At 71.7% G+C, this 15,745-nt stretch carries 16 protein-coding genes; 5 read left to right on the top strand and 11 right to left on the bottom strand.

Going from position 1 to position 15,745, the window contains the following annotated elements:
* Positions 1-178 precede the first annotated feature (178 nt).
* Positions 179-811 (bottom strand): pyridoxamine 5'-phosphate oxidase, encoded by a 633-nt coding sequence (gene pdxH / locus G5B56_RS00655; protein WP_164962041.1) that lies wholly within the window; start codon positions 809-811, stop codon positions 179-181.
* A gap of 158 nt (positions 812-969) precedes the next feature.
* Here pdxH and G5B56_RS00660 point away from each other — a divergent pair, with 158 nt between their 5' ends.
* Positions 970-1,572 carry an NTP transferase domain-containing protein gene (locus G5B56_RS00660; RefSeq protein WP_009858189.1) on the top strand — a complete coding sequence of 201 codons (603 nt, stop codon included), beginning with the start codon at positions 970-972 and terminating at the stop codon, positions 1,570-1,572.
* On the opposite strand, the gene G5B56_RS00665 is transcribed toward G5B56_RS00660, so the two are convergent.
* Entirely contained in the window at positions 1,461-2,177 is a 717-nt protein-coding gene (locus G5B56_RS00665) for a gamma-glutamylcyclotransferase (RefSeq protein WP_164962042.1), read from the bottom strand. The genes G5B56_RS00660 and G5B56_RS00665 overlap by 112 nt on opposite strands.
* 178 nt (positions 2,178-2,355) lie before the next feature.
* Between G5B56_RS00665 and edd the strand changes: the two genes are divergently transcribed.
* Together edd and eda are read left to right on the top strand one after the other, a co-directional pair.
* Positions 2,356-4,170, top strand: a complete 1,815-nt coding sequence (gene edd, locus G5B56_RS00670; protein WP_164962043.1) for a phosphogluconate dehydratase — start codon at positions 2,356-2,358, stop codon at positions 4,168-4,170.
* Positions 4,161-4,793 carry a bifunctional 4-hydroxy-2-oxoglutarate aldolase/2-dehydro-3-deoxy-phosphogluconate aldolase gene (gene eda / locus G5B56_RS00675; protein WP_164962044.1) on the top strand — a complete coding sequence of 211 codons (633 nt, stop codon included), beginning with the start codon at positions 4,161-4,163 and terminating at the stop codon, positions 4,791-4,793. The genes edd and eda overlap by 10 nt, the downstream gene beginning before the upstream one ends.
* Positions 4,794-4,835: 42 nt before the next feature.
* On the opposite strand, the gene gloA is transcribed toward eda, so the two are convergent.
* The 9 genes from gloA to G5B56_RS20055 all read right to left on the bottom strand — a co-directional run bounded on the left by gloA (position 4,836) and on the right by G5B56_RS20055 (position 12,989).
* The gene (gene gloA / locus G5B56_RS00680) at positions 4,836-5,252 is read right to left on the bottom strand and encodes a lactoylglutathione lyase (RefSeq protein WP_164962045.1); all 417 of its coding nucleotides are present in this window, start codon (positions 5,250-5,252) and stop codon (positions 4,836-4,838) included.
* Between the two features lie 30 nt (positions 5,253-5,282).
* Entirely contained in the window at positions 5,283-6,071 is a 789-nt protein-coding gene (locus tag G5B56_RS00685) for an SDR family NAD(P)-dependent oxidoreductase (RefSeq protein ID WP_164962046.1), read from the bottom strand.
* Between the two features lie 103 nt (positions 6,072-6,174).
* The gene (locus G5B56_RS00690; protein ID WP_164962047.1) at positions 6,175-7,818 is read right to left on the bottom strand and encodes a PAS domain-containing methyl-accepting chemotaxis protein; all 1,644 of its coding nucleotides are present in this window, start codon (positions 7,816-7,818) and stop codon (positions 6,175-6,177) included.
* Between the two features lie 191 nt (positions 7,819-8,009).
* The gene (locus tag G5B56_RS00695; protein ID WP_164962048.1) at positions 8,010-8,984 is read right to left on the bottom strand and encodes an MBL fold metallo-hydrolase; all 975 of its coding nucleotides are present in this window, start codon (positions 8,982-8,984) and stop codon (positions 8,010-8,012) included.
* Positions 8,985-9,097: 113 nt separating this feature from the next.
* The gene (locus tag G5B56_RS00700; protein ID WP_009858181.1) at positions 9,098-10,294 is read right to left on the bottom strand and encodes a lipopolysaccharide assembly protein LapB; all 1,197 of its coding nucleotides are present in this window, start codon (positions 10,292-10,294) and stop codon (positions 9,098-9,100) included.
* Between the two features lie 151 nt (positions 10,295-10,445).
* The gene (locus G5B56_RS00705) at positions 10,446-10,874 is read right to left on the bottom strand and encodes a biopolymer transporter ExbD (RefSeq protein WP_029718622.1); all 429 of its coding nucleotides are present in this window, start codon (positions 10,872-10,874) and stop codon (positions 10,446-10,448) included.
* Positions 10,875-10,886: 12 nt separating this feature from the next.
* On the bottom strand, positions 10,887-11,327 hold the full coding sequence (locus G5B56_RS00710) for a biopolymer transporter ExbD (RefSeq protein ID WP_009858179.1): 441 nt from the start codon (positions 11,325-11,327) through the stop codon (positions 10,887-10,889).
* Positions 11,328-11,423: 96 nt separating this feature from the next.
* Positions 11,424-12,230 carry a MotA/TolQ/ExbB proton channel family protein gene (locus G5B56_RS00715; RefSeq protein WP_029718621.1) on the bottom strand — a complete coding sequence of 269 codons (807 nt, stop codon included), beginning with the start codon at positions 12,228-12,230 and terminating at the stop codon, positions 11,424-11,426.
* Positions 12,231-12,326: 96 nt separating this feature from the next.
* The gene (locus tag G5B56_RS20055) at positions 12,327-12,989 is read right to left on the bottom strand and encodes an energy transducer TonB (protein ID WP_276525103.1); all 663 of its coding nucleotides are present in this window, start codon (positions 12,987-12,989) and stop codon (positions 12,327-12,329) included.
* A gap of 525 nt (positions 12,990-13,514) precedes the next feature.
* On the opposite strand from G5B56_RS20055, the gene G5B56_RS00725 reads away from it, so the two are divergent.
* Both G5B56_RS00725 and G5B56_RS00730 read left to right on the top strand, forming a co-directional pair.
* Entirely contained in the window at positions 13,515-15,041 is a 1,527-nt protein-coding gene (locus G5B56_RS00725; RefSeq protein WP_009858176.1) for a BCCT family transporter, read from the top strand.
* Positions 15,041-15,733, top strand: a complete 693-nt coding sequence (locus G5B56_RS00730; RefSeq protein WP_009858175.1) for a MarC family protein — start codon at positions 15,041-15,043, stop codon at positions 15,731-15,733. The genes G5B56_RS00725 and G5B56_RS00730 overlap by 1 nt, the downstream gene beginning before the upstream one ends.
* The last annotated feature ends 12 nt before the right edge of the window (positions 15,734-15,745 follow it).

Raw genomic sequence — 15,745 nt, forward strand, 5'->3', positions numbered from 1 at the left:
CCCCCCCGGTGGCGGCGGACGCCGGATTCTGCGCCGAGCGCCACGGGCCGCGCCTCGGGAGTGTCCGCGACAGGGTTTGCGCGCTGTCCATGGCGCATGGTCGCGCCCAGGGTGGCGCCGGCGCGCGTGCCGTGCGACGAAACGCGGGCCGGCGGCGACGAAGCGCCGCTGTCGCGGCTTACGGCGCCAGCCGCTCCCGCACCCACGCGCCGCCGTCCAGGCGGTAGCGCAGCCGGTCGTGCAGCCGGCTCTTGCGGCCCTGCCAGAACTCCCAGCCGTCGGGCACCAGGCGGTAGCCGCCCCAGTGCGGCGGCCGCGGCGGCGACAGCGCGTAGCTCGCGGCGTACTTGGCCGCGTTGGCGACCAGCGTCGCGCGCGACGGGATCACCTGGCTCTGCGGCGAGGCCCAGGCACCGATGCGCGAGTCCAGCGGCCGCGAGGCGAAATAGGCGTCCGACAGCTCGGGCTCGACCTTCTCGACCCGGCCCTCGATGCGCACCACACGCTCCAGCTCGATCCAGTGGAACTGCAGCGCGGCATGGGGGTTGACGGCCAGCTCGCGGCCCTTGCGGCTGTCGTAGTTCGTGTACCAGACGATGCCGCGCGCGTCGAAGCCCTTGATCAGCACGACGCGCGTCGACGGCCGTCCGTCGGCGCCGACGGTGGCCACGGTCATCGCGTTCGGCTCGGGCACCTGGGCGTCGATCGCCTGTTTCATCCAGCGCTCGAACTGGCGCAGCGGGTCGGCGTCGGAAGCGGTCTCGTCGAGCGCGTCGCGCTCGTAGCTCTTGCGGAGGGCAGCCAGGTCCATGGGCCGAGTATAGGAAGCGGGCCGGCGACGCCCGGCCCGGCGGTGCCCAGACGGTGCTTCCCTTACGTGGAACGCCGTAGGTGAACGTCCCACTGCCGGCCGTCGTCCGCCGCCGCCATTCTTCGTGACACGGGGAGTCGACGGGGAAGGCGAGCGCCATGAACACGAGCCCGACGATCGTCGTGCTGGCAGCCGGGCAGGGGGCGCGCTTCCACCCGGCGCGGCACCCGCTGGATCAAGCGCTTCACGGCTCGACGGTGCTCGGCACCACCGTCGCCCATGCGCTGCAGACCGGCCTGCGTGTGCTCGTCGTCACGACCGAGCGCCTGGTGCCGCTGCTGCGGCCGGCGCTGCCGCTGCGTGACCTGCTGGTGCTCGACGACGCCAGCGCCCAGCGCGGCGCGGGCCAGTCGATCGCCGCCGGTGTGCGCGACAGCCCCGACTCGGCCGGCTGGCTGGTGCTGCCCGGCGACCTGCCGATGCTGCGGCCGGCGACGATCCTGGCCGTCGCCGGCTCGGTGGCCACGCATGCGGTGTCCTATGCCCAGCACGGCGGACGCCGCGGCCATCCTGTGGGCTTCGCCGCCGAGCTGTACTCGGAACTGGCGTCGCTGCAGGGCGACGACGGTGCGCGCCGGCTGATGGCGCGTTATCCGGCCGTCGGCGTCGAGGTCGACGACGCCGGCGTGCTCGTCGCGGTCGACCCCGACGACGATCTGGACGCCCCTCGCTGGCCGTTGCGCCGCGCGCTGGCCGGCTGATCGCCGCCGCGGCCGACCAGCCCGGCACAGGCCGCCAGGCGCATCAGGCGCTCGATCTCGCGGTCGTGCACGCCACGGTCACGCAGCGCGGCGGCGGTTTCGGCCAGGTACTGCAGCGTCGTGCCGTAGCGTCCCCGGGCGTGGCGCAGGATGGCCAGCACCTCCTCGTCGCACAGCCGGCCGGTGTAGTGCTCGCTGCGCCGGCTGAGCGTGAAGGCCAGCGCCGGCACCGTGCCCTGCGGCGTCTCGCAGGGCAGGAAACGCGGGTCGTAGATGCCGCCGCCGACCATCTCGCGGTCCCACAGCCGCTGCAGCTCGGCGTCGGCGGTCTCGGGCCGCATGCGGTAGACGAAGCCGCGGCAGGCGCCGCCGGCCATCAGCGCGAAGACCAGACCGGGCTGCTGCGGCGTGCCGCGGTTGATCTGCGAGCGCATGCGAAAGGCGCGGTGCCAGCCGCGCACCAGCGCCGGACGGTGCTCGGCGGCCTCGAACTCCGGGCGCCAGATCAGCGAGGCATAGCCGAAGACCCACAGGTCACCGCGCCCGCCCCACTGGGCGCGCAGCAGCGCGAGGCGGGCGGTGGGGTCGTGCGGACAGGCGCTCACGGGTGGGAGCGCGCCGCGGGGCGCGAGAGCCGGGTCATGGAGTTCATTGTCGGCAGCGAGAGTCTTGCAATGACGGTGCCGCGGGCGGCGCCACGAGGTCCCCGGGAAGCCCTTCACGAAATCGCGATGTAACCGGGTTACTTTGTTTTCGGTGCTATGGTTACGGCCGGAGGTCAGCATGAAGCCCGCCATCCAAACCATCACCGATCGCATCCGGGAACGCAGCGCCGACACCCGCGCGGCCTACCTACAACGCGTGGACCGCCTCGCGCGCCGACCGCGCGGGGCCGAACGCATGGGCTGTGCCAACGTCGCGCACGCCTTTGCGGCGCTGCCGGGTGACGACCGGCTGCGCGTCGTCGCCGAACGTGCGCCCAACGTCGCGGTCGTCACCGCCTACAACGACATGCTGTCGGCGCACCAGCCCTTCGAGGGTTTCCCGGCGCTGATCCGCGACGAGGCGCGCCGCCACGGTGCCACCGCGCAGGTCGCCGGCGGCGTGCCGGCGATGTGCGACGGCGTCACGCAGGGCCAGCCCGGCATGGAGCTGAGCCTGTTCTCGCGCGACACGATCGCGATGGGCACGGCGATCGCGCTGTCGCACGACGTCTTCGACGGCGCGCTGATGCTGGGCATCTGCGACAAGATCGTGCCGGGGCTGCTGATCGGCGCGCTGCACTTCGGCCACCTGCCGACGGTGTTCGTGCCCGCCGGGCCGATGAGCACCGGGCTGGCCAACGAGGACAAGGCCAAGGTGCGCGAGCAGTACGCGCAGGGCCTGGTCGGCCGCGACGCGCTGCTGGCCGCCGAGTCCGCCGCCTACCACGGCCCGGGCACCTGCACCTTCTACGGCACCGCCAACAGCAACCAGATGCTGATGGAGGCGATGGGCCTGCACGTGCCCGGCGCCGCCTTCGTGCACCCGCACGAGGGCCTGCGCGAGGCGCTGACGCGCGAGGCCGTGCGCCGCGTGCTGGCGATCGGCGCGCACGCCGACTTCATGCCCATCGGCCGCCTCGTCGACGAGCGGGCGATCGTCAACGCGATGGTCGCGCTGCTGGCCACCGGCGGCAGCACCAACCACCTGATCCACTGGGTGGCGGTGGCGCGTTCGGCGGGCATCACGATCGACTGGAGCGACTTTGCCGCGCTGTCGGCCGAGGTGCCGCTGCTGGCGCGTGTCTACCCGAACGGCGCCGCCGACGTGAACCAGTTCCAGGCCGCCGGCGGCCCGGGCTACGTGATCGGCGAACTGCTGCGCGCCGGCTGCCTGCACCCGGACGTGGCGACGATCGCCGGCCCCGGGCTGGAGCGCTACGCGGCGCTGCCGCAGGCCACCGACGGTGGCGCGCTCGCCTGGACCCCGGTCGGCGCCAGCGGCGACACGGCCATCCTGCGCCCGGCCGACGCGCCGTTCTCGCCGACCGGCGGCCTGAAACTGCTGCAGGGCAACCTGGGCCGGGCGGTCATCAAGGTCTCGGCGGTGCCGGCCGAGCGCCACGTCATCGAGGCGCCGGCGCGTGTCTTCGACGACCAGGAGTCGCTGCAGGCGGCGTTCAAGGCCGGCGAGCTCGACCGCGATGTCGTCGCCGTCGTGCGTTTCCAGGGGCCGCACGCCAACGGCATGCCCGAGTTGCACAAGCTGACGCCGCCGCTGGCGGTGCTGCAGGGCAAGGGTTGGCGCGTCGCGCTGGTCACCGACGGCCGCATGAGCGGCGCTTCGGGCAAGGTGCCCGCGGCGATCCACGTCAGCCCCGAGGCATTGGCCGGCGGGCCGCTGGCCAAGGTGCGCGACGGCGACCTGCTGCGTGTCGACGCCGACGCCGGCACGCTGCAGGCGCTGGTCGACCCGGCCGAGTGGGCCGCACGCACGCCGGCCACCATCACCCCGGACCAGGCGGCCGCCAACGGCCACGACCTGGGCCGCGAACTGTTCGCGGGCCTGCGACGCAACGCCCGCAGCGCCGAGGAGGGCGCCGTCACATGGCTCTGAAACCGATCGAACTTGCCGCCCCGGGACCCGTGATCCCGGTCATCGTCATCCAGCGTGTCGAGGACGCGCTGCCGCTGGCCGAGGCGCTGCTGGCCGGCGGCGTGCGGGTGCTCGAGGTCACGCTGCGCACGCCGGCTGCACTGGAGGCGATCCGCCGCATCGCGCGCGAGCTGCCCGAGGCGCTGGTCGGCGCCGGTACCGTGCGCAGCGTCGCCGACGCCCAGGCGGCACGCGACGCCGGGGCGCGTTTCGCCGTCAGCCCGGGCTACACCTCCGAGATCGGCCGCGCCTGCCGCCAGATCGAGCTGCCGCTGCTGCCCGGTGTCGCCACGCCCAGCGAGGTGCTGGCGGCGACGGCCGACGGCTACGACTTCCTGAAGTTCTTCCCGGCCGCCGCGGCCGGCGGCATCCCGATGCTGAAGGCGCTGGCCGGGCCGTTCCCGGACATCGCGTTCTGCCCGACCGGCGGCCTGACGCCGGAGAACGCGCGCCAGTACCTGGCGCTGTCGAACGTGAAGGTCTGCGGCGGCTCGTGGCTGTCGCCGCAGGCGACGATCGACGCCGGCGACTGGGCGCAGATCACCCGGCTGGCGCGCGCCGCGCAGGCGCTGCGCGAAGACTGAACGATCGAAGGACCGGCGGCCTGGCGGCCGCCGGCTCATGCATCAGGCGCGCAGCGAGTCCGCGGGCGCAGCCGATTCGGCGCGCTGGATCAGCTCGACCTTGTAGCCGTCCGGGTCGGTGATGAAGGCGATCACCGTCGAGCCGCCCTTGACCGGGCCGGGCTCGCGCGTGATGTTGCCGCCGGCGGCGCGGATCTTGTCGCAGGCCGCATAGGCGTCGGGCACGCCGATCGCGATGTGGCCGTAGGCCGTGCCCAGGTCGTACGACGAGACGCCGTGGTTGTAGGTGAGCTCGATCTCGGCGTGCTCGGGGTTGGAGCCGTAGCCGAGGAAGGCGAGCGAATAGCCGTGGGCGGCGTTCTCGCTGGTGCGCAGCAGCGTCATGCCCATGACCTTGGTGTAGAAGTCGATCGACCGTTGCAGGTCGCCGACGCGCAGCATCGTGTGGAGCAGTCTCATGCGGGCGATTTTCCCGCAGCTGGCCTGCCCCTAGACGGGCACGGTGTAGTTCAGCGTCATGCGGCCGCCGTCGACGACGACGATCTCGCCGGTGACGTAGCTGGCGGCGTCGGACAGCAGCCAGGCGCAGACGTCGGCGACCTCGGCGGGTTCGCCCAGGCGTTTCATCGGCGTGCGGCTCAGGATGCGCGCCTTGGCCTCGTCGCTGGTCAGCACCGCGTTCTTCGCCAACTCGGTGGCGATCGTGCCCGGGGCGACGGCGTTGACACGCACGCCGCGGTCGGCGAGCGACAAGGCCATCACGCGCGTCAGCTGGTCGATCGCGCCCTTGCTGGCGTTGTAGCTGGCGATCGACGGGATCGTCAGCCGGCCGTTGACCGAACTCATGTTGACGATCGCGCCACCGCCGGCCTTGACCAGCTCCCGCGCGACCGCCTGGCCGACGAGGAACGAACCCTTCAGGTTGACGGCGATGACGGCGTCCCAGTCGGCCTCGGTGACCTCCAGGAAGTCGGCAGCCTTGAAGATGCCGGCGTTGTTGACGAGGCCGTCGACACGGCCGAAGGCGGCCAGCGTCGCCGCCAGCGCGGCGTCGACCTCGGCCTTCTTCGAGACGTCGCAATGGGCGTAGACGGCGCGGTGGCCGGCGGCCGTCAGCTCGTCGGCCAGGCGCCGGCCGGCGTCGTCGGCGACGTCCCATAGCGCGACCGCGGCGCCGTCGCGCACGAGGCGGCGGGCGCAGGCTTCGCCGATGCCTTGCGAGGCGCCGGTGATGACGACGACGCGGCCGTCGAGGCCGAAATGAACGCCTTGCTGCATGGGGACGGGCGGCCGGGCCGCGGCGGTTGGGACGGACCCGCAGTGTAGGCAGGCCCCGGCCGCGTGGCGCGACGACCCCTGCGGCCGCGGTGGCGCCGCTCGTTCAGGTGGCGCAGGCTGGGCCGGCGGCCGCGTGCAAAGGGGCGCGCGCGCTGCGGCGCAGCGCGACGGCGTCGGCTGCGGCGGGCGCCGCGCCGCGCCCCGCGTCGAGGTGGAAGAGCTGCACCGCCTCGGTCACGGTGTTGGCCTTGGCGCGCAGCTGCATCGCCGCCGCGGCGATCTCCTCGACCAGCGCCGCGTTCTGCTGCGTGATGCCGTCGAGCTGGGCGACTGCGGTGTTGATCTGCGAGATGCCCTGCAGTTGCTCGTCGGCACCGTGGCTGATGCCGGCGACGACGCTGCCGACGCGCTCGACGGTGTGCACCGCCTCGGCGATCGTCGTGCGCGCCGCGCTGCTGAGCCGGTTGCCGGCGTCGACCTTCTCGGTCGAGTCGACGATCAGCTGCTTGATCTCGCGCGCCGCGGTGGCCGAACGCTGCGCCAGCGCCCGCACCTCGCCGGCGACGACGGCGAAACCGCGGCCGGACTCGCCAGCGCGTGCCGCCTCGACGGCGGCGTTGAGCGCCAGGATGTTGGTCTGGAAGGCGATGCCGTCGATGACCTGGATGATCTCGCCGATGCGGCGCGAGGACTCGCTGATGACCTGCATCGTGCGCGTGACCTCGTCGACGGCCTGGCTGCCGCGGCGCGTGACGCCGGCGGCCTCGGCGGCGAGCTTGGCGGCCTCCGACGCGGCGGTGGCGCTCTGGCGCACCGTGCTCGTGATCTCCTCCATCGACGAGGCCGTCTGCTGCACGTTGGCGGCCTGCGACTCGGTGCGGCCGGACAGTTCCTGGTTGCCGCTGGCGATCTCGCAGGTGGCGTCGCGCATGTGCTCGACCTCGTTGCGGGCGTCGCGCACGATCGAGCGCAGGTTCACGTTGAGCTGGTTCAGCGCCTTGGACAGACGGCCGAAGGCGTCGTCGCCGAAGGCCGGCAGGCGTTCGGTCAGGTCGCCGGCGGCCATGCGGTTGGCGAACCCCAGCAGCGGTGCCAGCGGCGCCAGCACCAGGCGGGCGAGCAGCGCCGCGCCGACGGTGCTGCCCATCAGCACGCAGCCCAGCACGGCGTACCAGCCGAGGTAGTGGCCGATCAGCGCGCTGCTGCCGGTCAACAACGCCGAGGCCAGCACCAGCGGCAGATGGCGGCGCAGCCGCTTCAGCCGCTTCAGGCGGCCCCAGACGGTGGCGCGGTACGGCGTGCCGGCCTCCACACGCAGCGTCGACTGCCCGGCCGCCTTCTCGGCGCGCATGCGGGCGTACAGCGATTCGGCGCACTGCACCTCCTCGCGCGTCGGTTCGGTGCGCACCGACATGTAGCCCACCGGCTGACCGTCGCGCATCAGCGGCGTGACGTTGGCCATCACCCAGTAGTAGCGCCCGTCCTTGCGCCGGTTCTTCACCGGCGCCGACCAGGGCTGGCCGGCGCCGATGCTGGCCCACATGTCGCGGAAGGCCTCTTCCGGCATGTCGGGGTGGCGGATCAGGTTGTGCGGCTGGCCCAGCAGCTCGTCCTTGACGTAGCCGCTGACCGAGATGAAGGCCGGGTTGCAGTAGAGGATCCGGCCTTTCAGGTCGGTGGTCGACACCAGCGTCTCCCCCGCAGGAAACGGATACTCCTCGTCACTCACGGGCAGATTCACGCGCATCGACAGTCCTCCGCAGGTTCTCAGCGTGATTGCTGGAATCGGTTGCGATGGCGAACGATAAAGATGCGGCGAATGTTAGAGGTGCGGAAAAGTGTGCGAAACGTGGGTTGATTTTGGCGAATTCGCCGGGGCGCCTGAGGCCCTCCGGGGCTCGGCCCGGGGCCTCGGGACTTGAGCGCTGTTGCGCTTTTTTACGGCTGGCCGGCGCTCTCGCGGTCCAGCCAGACCGCCATGCCCTGGGCGTTGAGCTCGACGTCGAGCTCGAGCAGCCGGCGCAGCGGCTCGGGCGCCAGCGTGCAGCCGTGTTCGGCCAGGCTGCGGCGGTAGATCGTGTTCAGCCCCTCGCACAGCGCGGCGTGGCGGGCGTCGCCGAGCGCGGCGACACGCCGGCCCAGCGCCACCATCTCGTCGAGCAGCGCCAGCAGCAGCGCGCCCAGCCGCGGCACGTCGCCGACGCGGCCGTAGTGGGTCAGGAACATCGAGCGCGGAGAACGTGCGAGCAGCCGCTCGACCGAGACACGCATCGCCTCGGGGTCGAACTGCACCGGCGTCGAGGTCGGCAGCAGCCAGGCGCCGCGGGCGGTGTCGAATTCGCGGTACGACAGCCCGAAGGTGTCGCCGGTGAACCAGCCGGCCGAGGCCTCGTCCCAGAGGCAGTGGTGGTGGCGGGCGTGGCCCGGCGTGTCGGCGAACTCCAGCGTGCGGCCGGCCAGCGACAGGTGCAGACCGTCGCGGCTGTTGTCGACACGTTCGGCCGGCACCGGCACCAGCGTGCCGTAGTTGCGCCGCATCTCGGCTTCGCCGTAGACCGCGGTGGCGCCGGCCCAGAGCTGCGACGGGTCGACGAGGTGGCGCGCGGCGCGCGGGTGGGCCATCACGCGGGCCGCCGGCAGTTCCTGCACCAGCAGGCCGACGCCGCCGGCGTGATCGAGGTGGACGTGGGTCGGAATGACCCAGTCGACGGCGTCGCGGGCGAGGCCCAGCGCGGCCAGCGCCTCGAGGATGCGCGGTACCGCGTGGTTGGTGCCGGCGTCGACGATGGCGGCGCGGCCGCCGTGCAGCACCAGATAGGCGGCGTCGAAACGCGGGCGGTGGAAGCCGGTGTCGACGGCGTAGATGTCGTGCCCGCAGGGCTCGACGAAGGAGGGCAGGGCTGGGACGGTCATGCGCCGCATTGTCGGCGCCGGCGCTGCCGTCGGCTGTCGCCTGCGTTATCTCGCGTCACCGCGCCGCGCCAGGCGACGGGCGTGCAGGGCCTCGCGGCCCCGCACGGTCGGCCTCAGTGGGCGGCGAGCCAGAGGCGCGCGATGTCGGCGGCGCCGTCGTTGCCCTTCACGGCGCGCAGCGTCTGCGCGGCGGCGGCCTTCTGGCCGGCCTGCGCCTGGACCTGGCCCAGGCGCAGCCGGGCGTCCTCGGGGCGGCGCAGGCCACCCTTGGCGATGCCCTTCTGGATCAGCGCCGCGCCCTTCTCGGCCTCGCCGATCGAGGCGTAGGCGAAACCGACCTTGACGAGGTCGTCGCCGCTCTTCTCGGCGTTGGCGGCGTCGGCCTGCGCGGCGATGTCCGCCTTCTGCTGCGTCGCCTGCTTCTGTGCCAGGTCGCGCAGGCGCTGATGGCGCGTGGCCTCGGCGCCGGTGCCCAGCGCGCCGGCCTTGTAGCCCTGCTCGACGATGCGCAGCGCCTCGCCCGGCAGGCCGGCCTGCAGCGCCAGCTGCGCCATCTCCATGTACTCGTCGGTCTTGCCCAGCGTGCCGGTGGCCAGCTTCAGGCGCATGACGTCGAGCGCAAAACGGTCCGCGAACCCGCTCTTGCGCTGCAGGCGGCCCAGATAAGCCGTCCAGTAGTCCTTCTTCGGGTAGTAGGTGACCAGCTTCTCGAGCGTGCCGACGTAGCCGTTGGTGTTGCCGGTGCGCTGCTGGGCGTCGGCCAGGCGCAGCAGGTCGCCTTCGTCGGGCTTGCGGCCGGCCTGTTCGGCGGCCGTGACGGCGGCTCCGGCGTCGCGTGCGATCGCGTTGTAGTCGCCGCTGGCCGACTGCAGGTAGGCCTGCATCTGCTTGACCGTGGCGCTGTTGTTGCCGGCCGCGACCGCCTTGTTCAGCCACTCGCTGGCCTTGGCGTTGTTGCGCAGCTGGGCGTAGGCGGCGGCGAGCTGCTCGGCGAGCTGGCCGAGCTCGTTGCCGCTGGCCTTGGCGGCGAGCGCCTCGAGGGCCTGCACCGCGGTGGCGTAGTCGCCGGCACGCTGGGCGGCGGCGGCCTTCATGCGGTCGATGGTCTGCTGCTCGGCGGCGCTGCGGCTGCCGACGCTCTCGGCCTCGCGCACCTTGGCGAGCGCCTCGCGCGCCTTGCCGGCCTTCAGCAGTTCGCCGGCCTGCTGCAGCGGCTTGCCGATCTCGGCACGCAGCCCCTGGGCTCCGGCGACGGACAGCCAGCCGGCGGCGACGAGGCAGAGGGCAAGGGTTCGCAGCTTGGTCTTCATCTCTTGGATTCCTCGGCGAACCGCCTGCCAGCAAACGGCACGCCAGGTGGAGGGGTGCGGTAATGTCAAGCGGACGCCGCGCACGGGCTCTGCCCGTGCGCTGGCGTCGCCCCCTCGAGGGGGAGCGGCGCAGCCGCTACGGGGGTGGTCCTCAATTCATGAACTGCTCGTTGCCGACGATGCCGATCTTGGTCACGCCCAGGCGCTGGGCGCTGGCCATGATCATCGCGACGACCTTGTAGGTCACGAGCTTGTTCGGGCGCAGGTGCACCTCGGGCTGGTCGGCCGCGGCGGCGACGGAGGCCAGCTTGGCTTCCAGCGCCGCGCGGTCGGGCACGATCTCGCCGTTCCAGCCGATGGTGCCGTCGAAGTCGACGTCGATGCGGATGATCTCCGGCGGCTGCGGCGGCGGCGCCGCGTTGTTCGGCGTCGGCATGTTCATCTTCACCGCGTGCGTCTGGATCGGGATGGTGATGATGAACATGATGAGCAGCACCAGCATCACGTCGATCAGCGGCGTGGTGTTGATGTCCACCATCACGTCGTCGTCACCGCCGCCGGAACCTACTTGCATGGCCATGTTGTTCTCCGTTCAGCGCGCCACGGCGCCCGCCGGCGGCTCGGTGATGAAGCCGACCTTGAAGATCCCGGCACGCTGGCAGGCCACGACCACGCGGCCCACGGACTCGTAGCGCACCTCGCCGTCGCCGCGGATGTGGACCTCGGGCTGCGGTTCCTTGACCGCCTCGACCTTCAGCCGCGTGACCAGCGCCTCGATGTCCGGCAGCCGCTCGATGCCCCAGAAGAGCTCGCCGTCGCGGTTGACCGCGATGACGATGTTCTCGGGCTTGGTCTGCAGCGGGATGTTGCGTTCCTTCGGCAGCTCGAGCTTGATCGACTGCGTGACCACGGGAATCGTGATCAGGAAGATGATGAGCAGCACCAGCATCACGTCCACCAGCGGCGTCGTGTTGATCGAGCTGTTGAGCTGCTCCTCCCCGCCGTTCTCGGCGGGGCCTACTTGCATCGCCATCGCGATCTCCTGGAGGACGACGGCCGCCCGGTGCCGCACGCGCTGCCGTGCCCGCAGGCACGGCCGTCGCGGCGGCGGCGGCCGATCGGCATCACGTCAGCGCTTGCCGGCGATCAGCACGTTGTGCAGGTCGGCGCTGAAGCTGCGGACCTGGTCCAGCACGGCCTTGTTGCGACGGATCAGCCAGTTGTAGCCCATGACGGCCGGCACGGCGACGGCCAGACCGATGGCGGTCATGATCAGCGCTTCACCGACCGGGCCGGCGACCTTGTCGATCGAGGCCTGGCCGCTGATGCCGATGCGCACCAGCGCGTTGTAGATGCCCCAGACGGTGCCGAACAGGCCGACGAACGGCGCGGTCGAGCCGACGGTCGCCAGGAAGGCCAGGCCGTCGGTCAGGCGGCCCTGGATGTTGCCGACGGCGCGCTCGACGCTCATCGTCACCCAGGTGTGCTTGTCGATCGACTCGACCATCGTGCCTTCGTGATGGTCGCTGGCCTTGATGCCCGACTCGGCGATGTAGCGGAAGGCCGAGCCTTCCTCGAGGGCGGTGACGCCGGCCTTCACCGAGTTCGCCTTCCAGAAGGCCTCGGCCGACTCGCGCGCGCTCTTCATCATCGAGCGCTGCTCGTACAGCTTCGTGAAGATGATGTACCAGCTGCCCATCGACATGATGACCAGGATGATCAGCGTGCCCTTGGCGACGAAGTCGCCCTGCATCCACAGCGCCTGCAGGCCGTAGGGGTTGTCCACCGCCTCGTGTTCGGTGGCTTGGGCCGGGGCCGTGGCCGCCGGCGGGGCGGCGGTGTCAGCCTGGGCAAGGGCGGGTTGGGTGCCGAACGTGGCGACCAGCGCGACCATCATCGCCGCCAGCGACGATCGCATCAGTTTCATCAAGGACATCGTGCCTCCAAGGGGAAAGAACGCCGGCTCGAGCGCCGCACGTGGGTAAGAGCGTCGCCGCGCACCACGCGGCGAAGCGCAACAACAGGGGCCTCGCTACTCGAGGTTCCAGACGTATTCGACTTCGGCCTGGCCGCCGATCGCGTTGCCGTGCTCGTCGGTGCCGGGCCTGAACTGGCACTGGCTGAGCTTGTTGATGGCAACACGGTCGAGCAGCTTGTGCTCGCGCGAGGGGCCGGCCGAGCGCACCAGTTCGGACGCCGAGACGCGACCGCTGGCGTCGACGGTGAACCGGACCTTGGTCGTGCCCGTCGCTTCGGCGCGCACGGCCGCGGCGGGGTAGTCCTCGCGCGTCGGCGCGCAGGATCGGGCACTGATGATCGTCGGGCGCACGTTGCGCGGCGCCGGCGGCGCCTCGGCACGCGGGACCGTGACGGCCTGCGGCGGCGGCGCGACCGTGGTCGTCGTGATCGTCGGCGCCGGGGTCGGCGGCGGGTTCACGTTGACCTCGGGCGGCGGCACGAACGACGGCGGCGGCGGCGCGAACTTGGGCGGCGGCGGGAGGTTCTCCGGCGGCGGGGGCTCCGGCGGCTTCACCTCCTCGATGATCTTGGTCTCGATCGGGGCCTTGATGACCTCGACCATGCGCTGCGCTAGACCCGAAAGCAGTGCCCAGCCCAGCAGCAGGTGCAGGGCGAGGACGATGCCGATCCCAACGGCGTGCTTGCCCGGGTTTCGTTGTTGCTGGGCGTAATCCACTCAGAATCCTCCAGGAGTTCCGACACCGCCATCCGGTGCCCGAACCCGTGACCAACTTCTCACGCGGCCTCGTGGACCGCAGGCGGCCTGGTCGACCGCGAAGCGCGGGACTATATCGCGAAAGTCAAGCCGTCCCGTCTCGTGACTTGCCCCGGATCACGCGGGGCCGACGGCATGCCCACGAACCTTTGCAAGTTCGGGGCCAGCATTCTGCCGCTGGGTGGAGTGCGCAGCTTGTTCGTTATGCGAACACCCCCGTGCCGGCGCCGCATATCGCGCCGACGGTCCCGTGAGCCGGTGTCCCGGCCGTGACATCGAGGCCGGAAAACGGCAATTTGCGCTCCCGTGCGGAACTTCGGCCGTGTCGGGCGGCTCCCTTTACGGACCATGCCCGTCGCCGGCCGGTCCCGCAGGGGCCCGGGCGCGCTTCGCGGGCCACCGGATCGCCCCCGTCCTGCATCGTTCCTCCCTGGAGCCCCTGCGCGGCGGCGTGCGTCCGGCAGATTCAAGAGGAGGATGTTCCCGATGCAGTTGTTCCTGTCCGCCGGCCTGATCGCGGCGATCGTCGCCTGGGGCCTCGTCGCCCCGGCGTCGCTGGGTGCGGTGTTCGACCGCGCGCTGGCGACGATCACCGTGCACTTCGGCTGGTTGTATCTGTGGGTCGTGCTCGGCCTCGTCGTCGTCTGCGCCCTGCTGGCCTTCAGCCGCTACGGCGACCTGAAGCTCGGCGCCGACGACGACGAGCCCGAGTTCTCGCGCGGCACCTGGTTCGCGATGCTGTTCGCCGCCGGCATGGGCATCGGCCTCGTGTTCTGGGGCGTGGCCGAACCGATCTCGCACTTCGTCGCACCGCCGCCGGGCATCACGCCGGGCACGCCCGAGGCGGCCAACGCCGCGATGCGCTACGCCTTCTTCCACTGGGGGCTGCATCCGTGGGCGGTGTACGGCGTCGTCGCGCTGGCGATCGCCTTCTTCACCTTCCGTCGCGGCCGTGCCGCGCTGATCAGCTCGGCCACCGAGTCGCTGCCCTGGCGCGGCGTGCGCGTGCTGTCGCCGCTGTTCAACGTGCTCGCGGTCATCGCCACCGCCTTCGGTGTCGCCGCGTCGCTGGGCATCGGCGCGCTGCAGATCAACAGCGGCCTGAACGCCGTCTTCGGCGTGCCGGTGGGCACGCTGCCGCAGATGCTGATCATCGCCGTGACGACGGCACTGTTCCTGGGCTCGGCCCTCACCGGGGTGACACGCGGCATCAAGTGGCTGTCGATCGTCAACCTGCTGATCGCCGCGGCGCTCGCGCTGTTCGTCTTCGCCGTCGGCCCGACGGTGGCGATCATCGACACCTTCACGACGACGCTGGGCGCCTATGCCAGCGAGTTCGTGCGCATGAGCCTGCGCATGACGCCGTTCCGCGACAGCGGCTGGGTCGGCGGCTGGACCATCTTCTACTGGGCCTGGTGGATCGCGTGGTCGCCGTTCGTCGGCCTGTTCATCGCCCGCGTCTCGCGCGGCCGCACGATCCGCGAGTTCGTCATCGGCACGGTGTTCACGCCGACGCTGGCCGGCTTCCTGTGGTTCGCGATCTTCGGCGGCACGGCGCTGAACCTGCAGATCTTCGGCGGCGTGCCGATCGCCGACGCGGTCAAGGCCGACGTCTCGACGGCGATGTTCGCGATGTTCGACGCGCTGCCGCTGGGCACCGTGATGTCGGTCGTGGCCACGGTGCTGGTGCTGGTGTTCTTCGTCACCTCGGGCGACTCGGCGACGCTGGTGCTGGGCATCATGAGCTCCAAGGGCGAGCCCGACCCGAAGGGGCGCGTCAAGCTCGTCTGGGGCCTGCTCGTGGCCGGCATCGCCGCCAGCCTGCTGCTGTCCGGCGGCATCAAGGCGGTGCAGACGGCGACCATCGTCTTCGCGCTGCCGTTCACGCTGGTCATCGTGCTGATGACCGCCGCGTTGTGGCGCGCGGTGCGCGAGGACTGGCAGGCCGAGCAGCGCCGCGAGCGTGAACTGCGGCGGCGCCTGCGCGAGATGGTCGGCCCGGGCCCGCTCTGATGGGCGTCGAGGCCGGGGCGCTGCTGCTGGCGTTCGGCAAGGGGCTGCTGTTCGCGCTCGCGACGCTGCTGCCGATCGTCAACCCGGCGGCGACGGCGCCGATCTTCCTCGGCCTGACCGAAGGCGCGAGCGACACGACGCGGGCGCTGCTGGCGCGGCGCATCGCGCGCAACATGTTCGCGCTGCTCGTCGGCTCGATGCTGGTCGGCTCCTACGTGCTGGACTTCTTCGGCATCTCGCTGCCGATCGTGCGTGTCGGCGGCGGCCTGATCGTCGCCGCCACCGCCTGGCGCATGCTGAGCGTCACCCCGGCGACGATCGAGTCCCGCAGCGACATCGCCCAGGCCTTCACGCCCGAGCAGGCGCGGCGCCAGGCCTTCTACCCGCTGACCTTCCCGATCAGTTGCGGGCCGGGCTCGATCGCTGCGGCGATCACCGTCGGCGTGGCGCTGCACGACACGACGATCTCGGTGTCGCTGGCGCGCATGGGCGGGGCGATCGCCGCGCTGGTGCTGATCGGCGTCGTGCTCTACGTCGCCTTCCGCTACGCCCGGCTGCTGCTGCGCCCGCTGGGCGAGGCAGGCGCGGTGGTCTTCCTGCGCCTGTCGGCCTTCATCCTGCTGTGCCTGGGCGTGCAGATCGTCTGGGACGGTGTGAGCGAGCTGCTGCTGAGCGTGCTGCGGCCGCTGTAGCGGCCGGCCGGT

It is taken from the genome of Rubrivivax sp. JA1026 (genome assembly GCF_011065555.1).
Taxonomy (GTDB): Bacteria; Pseudomonadota; Gammaproteobacteria; order Burkholderiales; family Burkholderiaceae_C; genus Rubrivivax; species Rubrivivax benzoatilyticus.

Coding starts and splice junctions, on each gene's coding strand:
- G5B56_RS00730 (WP_009858175.1), top strand. CDS start 15,041: ATGGGCGTCGAGGCCGGGGCGCTGCTGCTGGCGTTCGGCAAGGGGCTG.
- G5B56_RS00710 (WP_009858179.1), bottom strand. CDS start 11,327: ATGGCGATGCAAGTAGGCCCCGCCGAGAACGGCGGGGAGGAGCAGCTC.
- gloA (WP_164962045.1), bottom strand. CDS start 5,252: ATGAGACTGCTCCACACGATGCTGCGCGTCGGCGACCTGCAACGGTCG.
- G5B56_RS00685 (WP_164962046.1), bottom strand. CDS start 6,071: ATGCAGCAAGGCGTTCATTTCGGCCTCGACGGCCGCGTCGTCGTCATC.
- G5B56_RS00700 (WP_009858181.1), bottom strand. CDS start 10,294: ATGAAGACCAAGCTGCGAACCCTTGCCCTCTGCCTCGTCGCCGCCGGC.
- G5B56_RS00660 (WP_009858189.1), top strand. CDS start 970: ATGAACACGAGCCCGACGATCGTCGTGCTGGCAGCCGGGCAGGGGGCG.
- pdxH (WP_164962041.1), bottom strand. CDS start 811: ATGGACCTGGCTGCCCTCCGCAAGAGCTACGAGCGCGACGCGCTCGAC.
- eda (WP_164962044.1), top strand. CDS start 4,161: ATGGCTCTGAAACCGATCGAACTTGCCGCCCCGGGACCCGTGATCCCG.
- edd (WP_164962043.1), top strand. CDS start 2,356: ATGAAGCCCGCCATCCAAACCATCACCGATCGCATCCGGGAACGCAGC.
- G5B56_RS00705 (WP_029718622.1), bottom strand. CDS start 10,874: ATGGCCATGCAAGTAGGTTCCGGCGGCGGTGACGACGACGTGATGGTG.
- G5B56_RS00690 (WP_164962047.1), bottom strand. CDS start 7,818: ATGCGCGTGAATCTGCCCGTGAGTGACGAGGAGTATCCGTTTCCTGCG.
- G5B56_RS00695 (WP_164962048.1), bottom strand. CDS start 8,984: ATGACCGTCCCAGCCCTGCCCTCCTTCGTCGAGCCCTGCGGGCACGAC.
- G5B56_RS00725 (WP_009858176.1), top strand. CDS start 13,515: ATGCAGTTGTTCCTGTCCGCCGGCCTGATCGCGGCGATCGTCGCCTGG.
- G5B56_RS00715 (WP_029718621.1), bottom strand. CDS start 12,230: ATGTCCTTGATGAAACTGATGCGATCGTCGCTGGCGGCGATGATGGTC.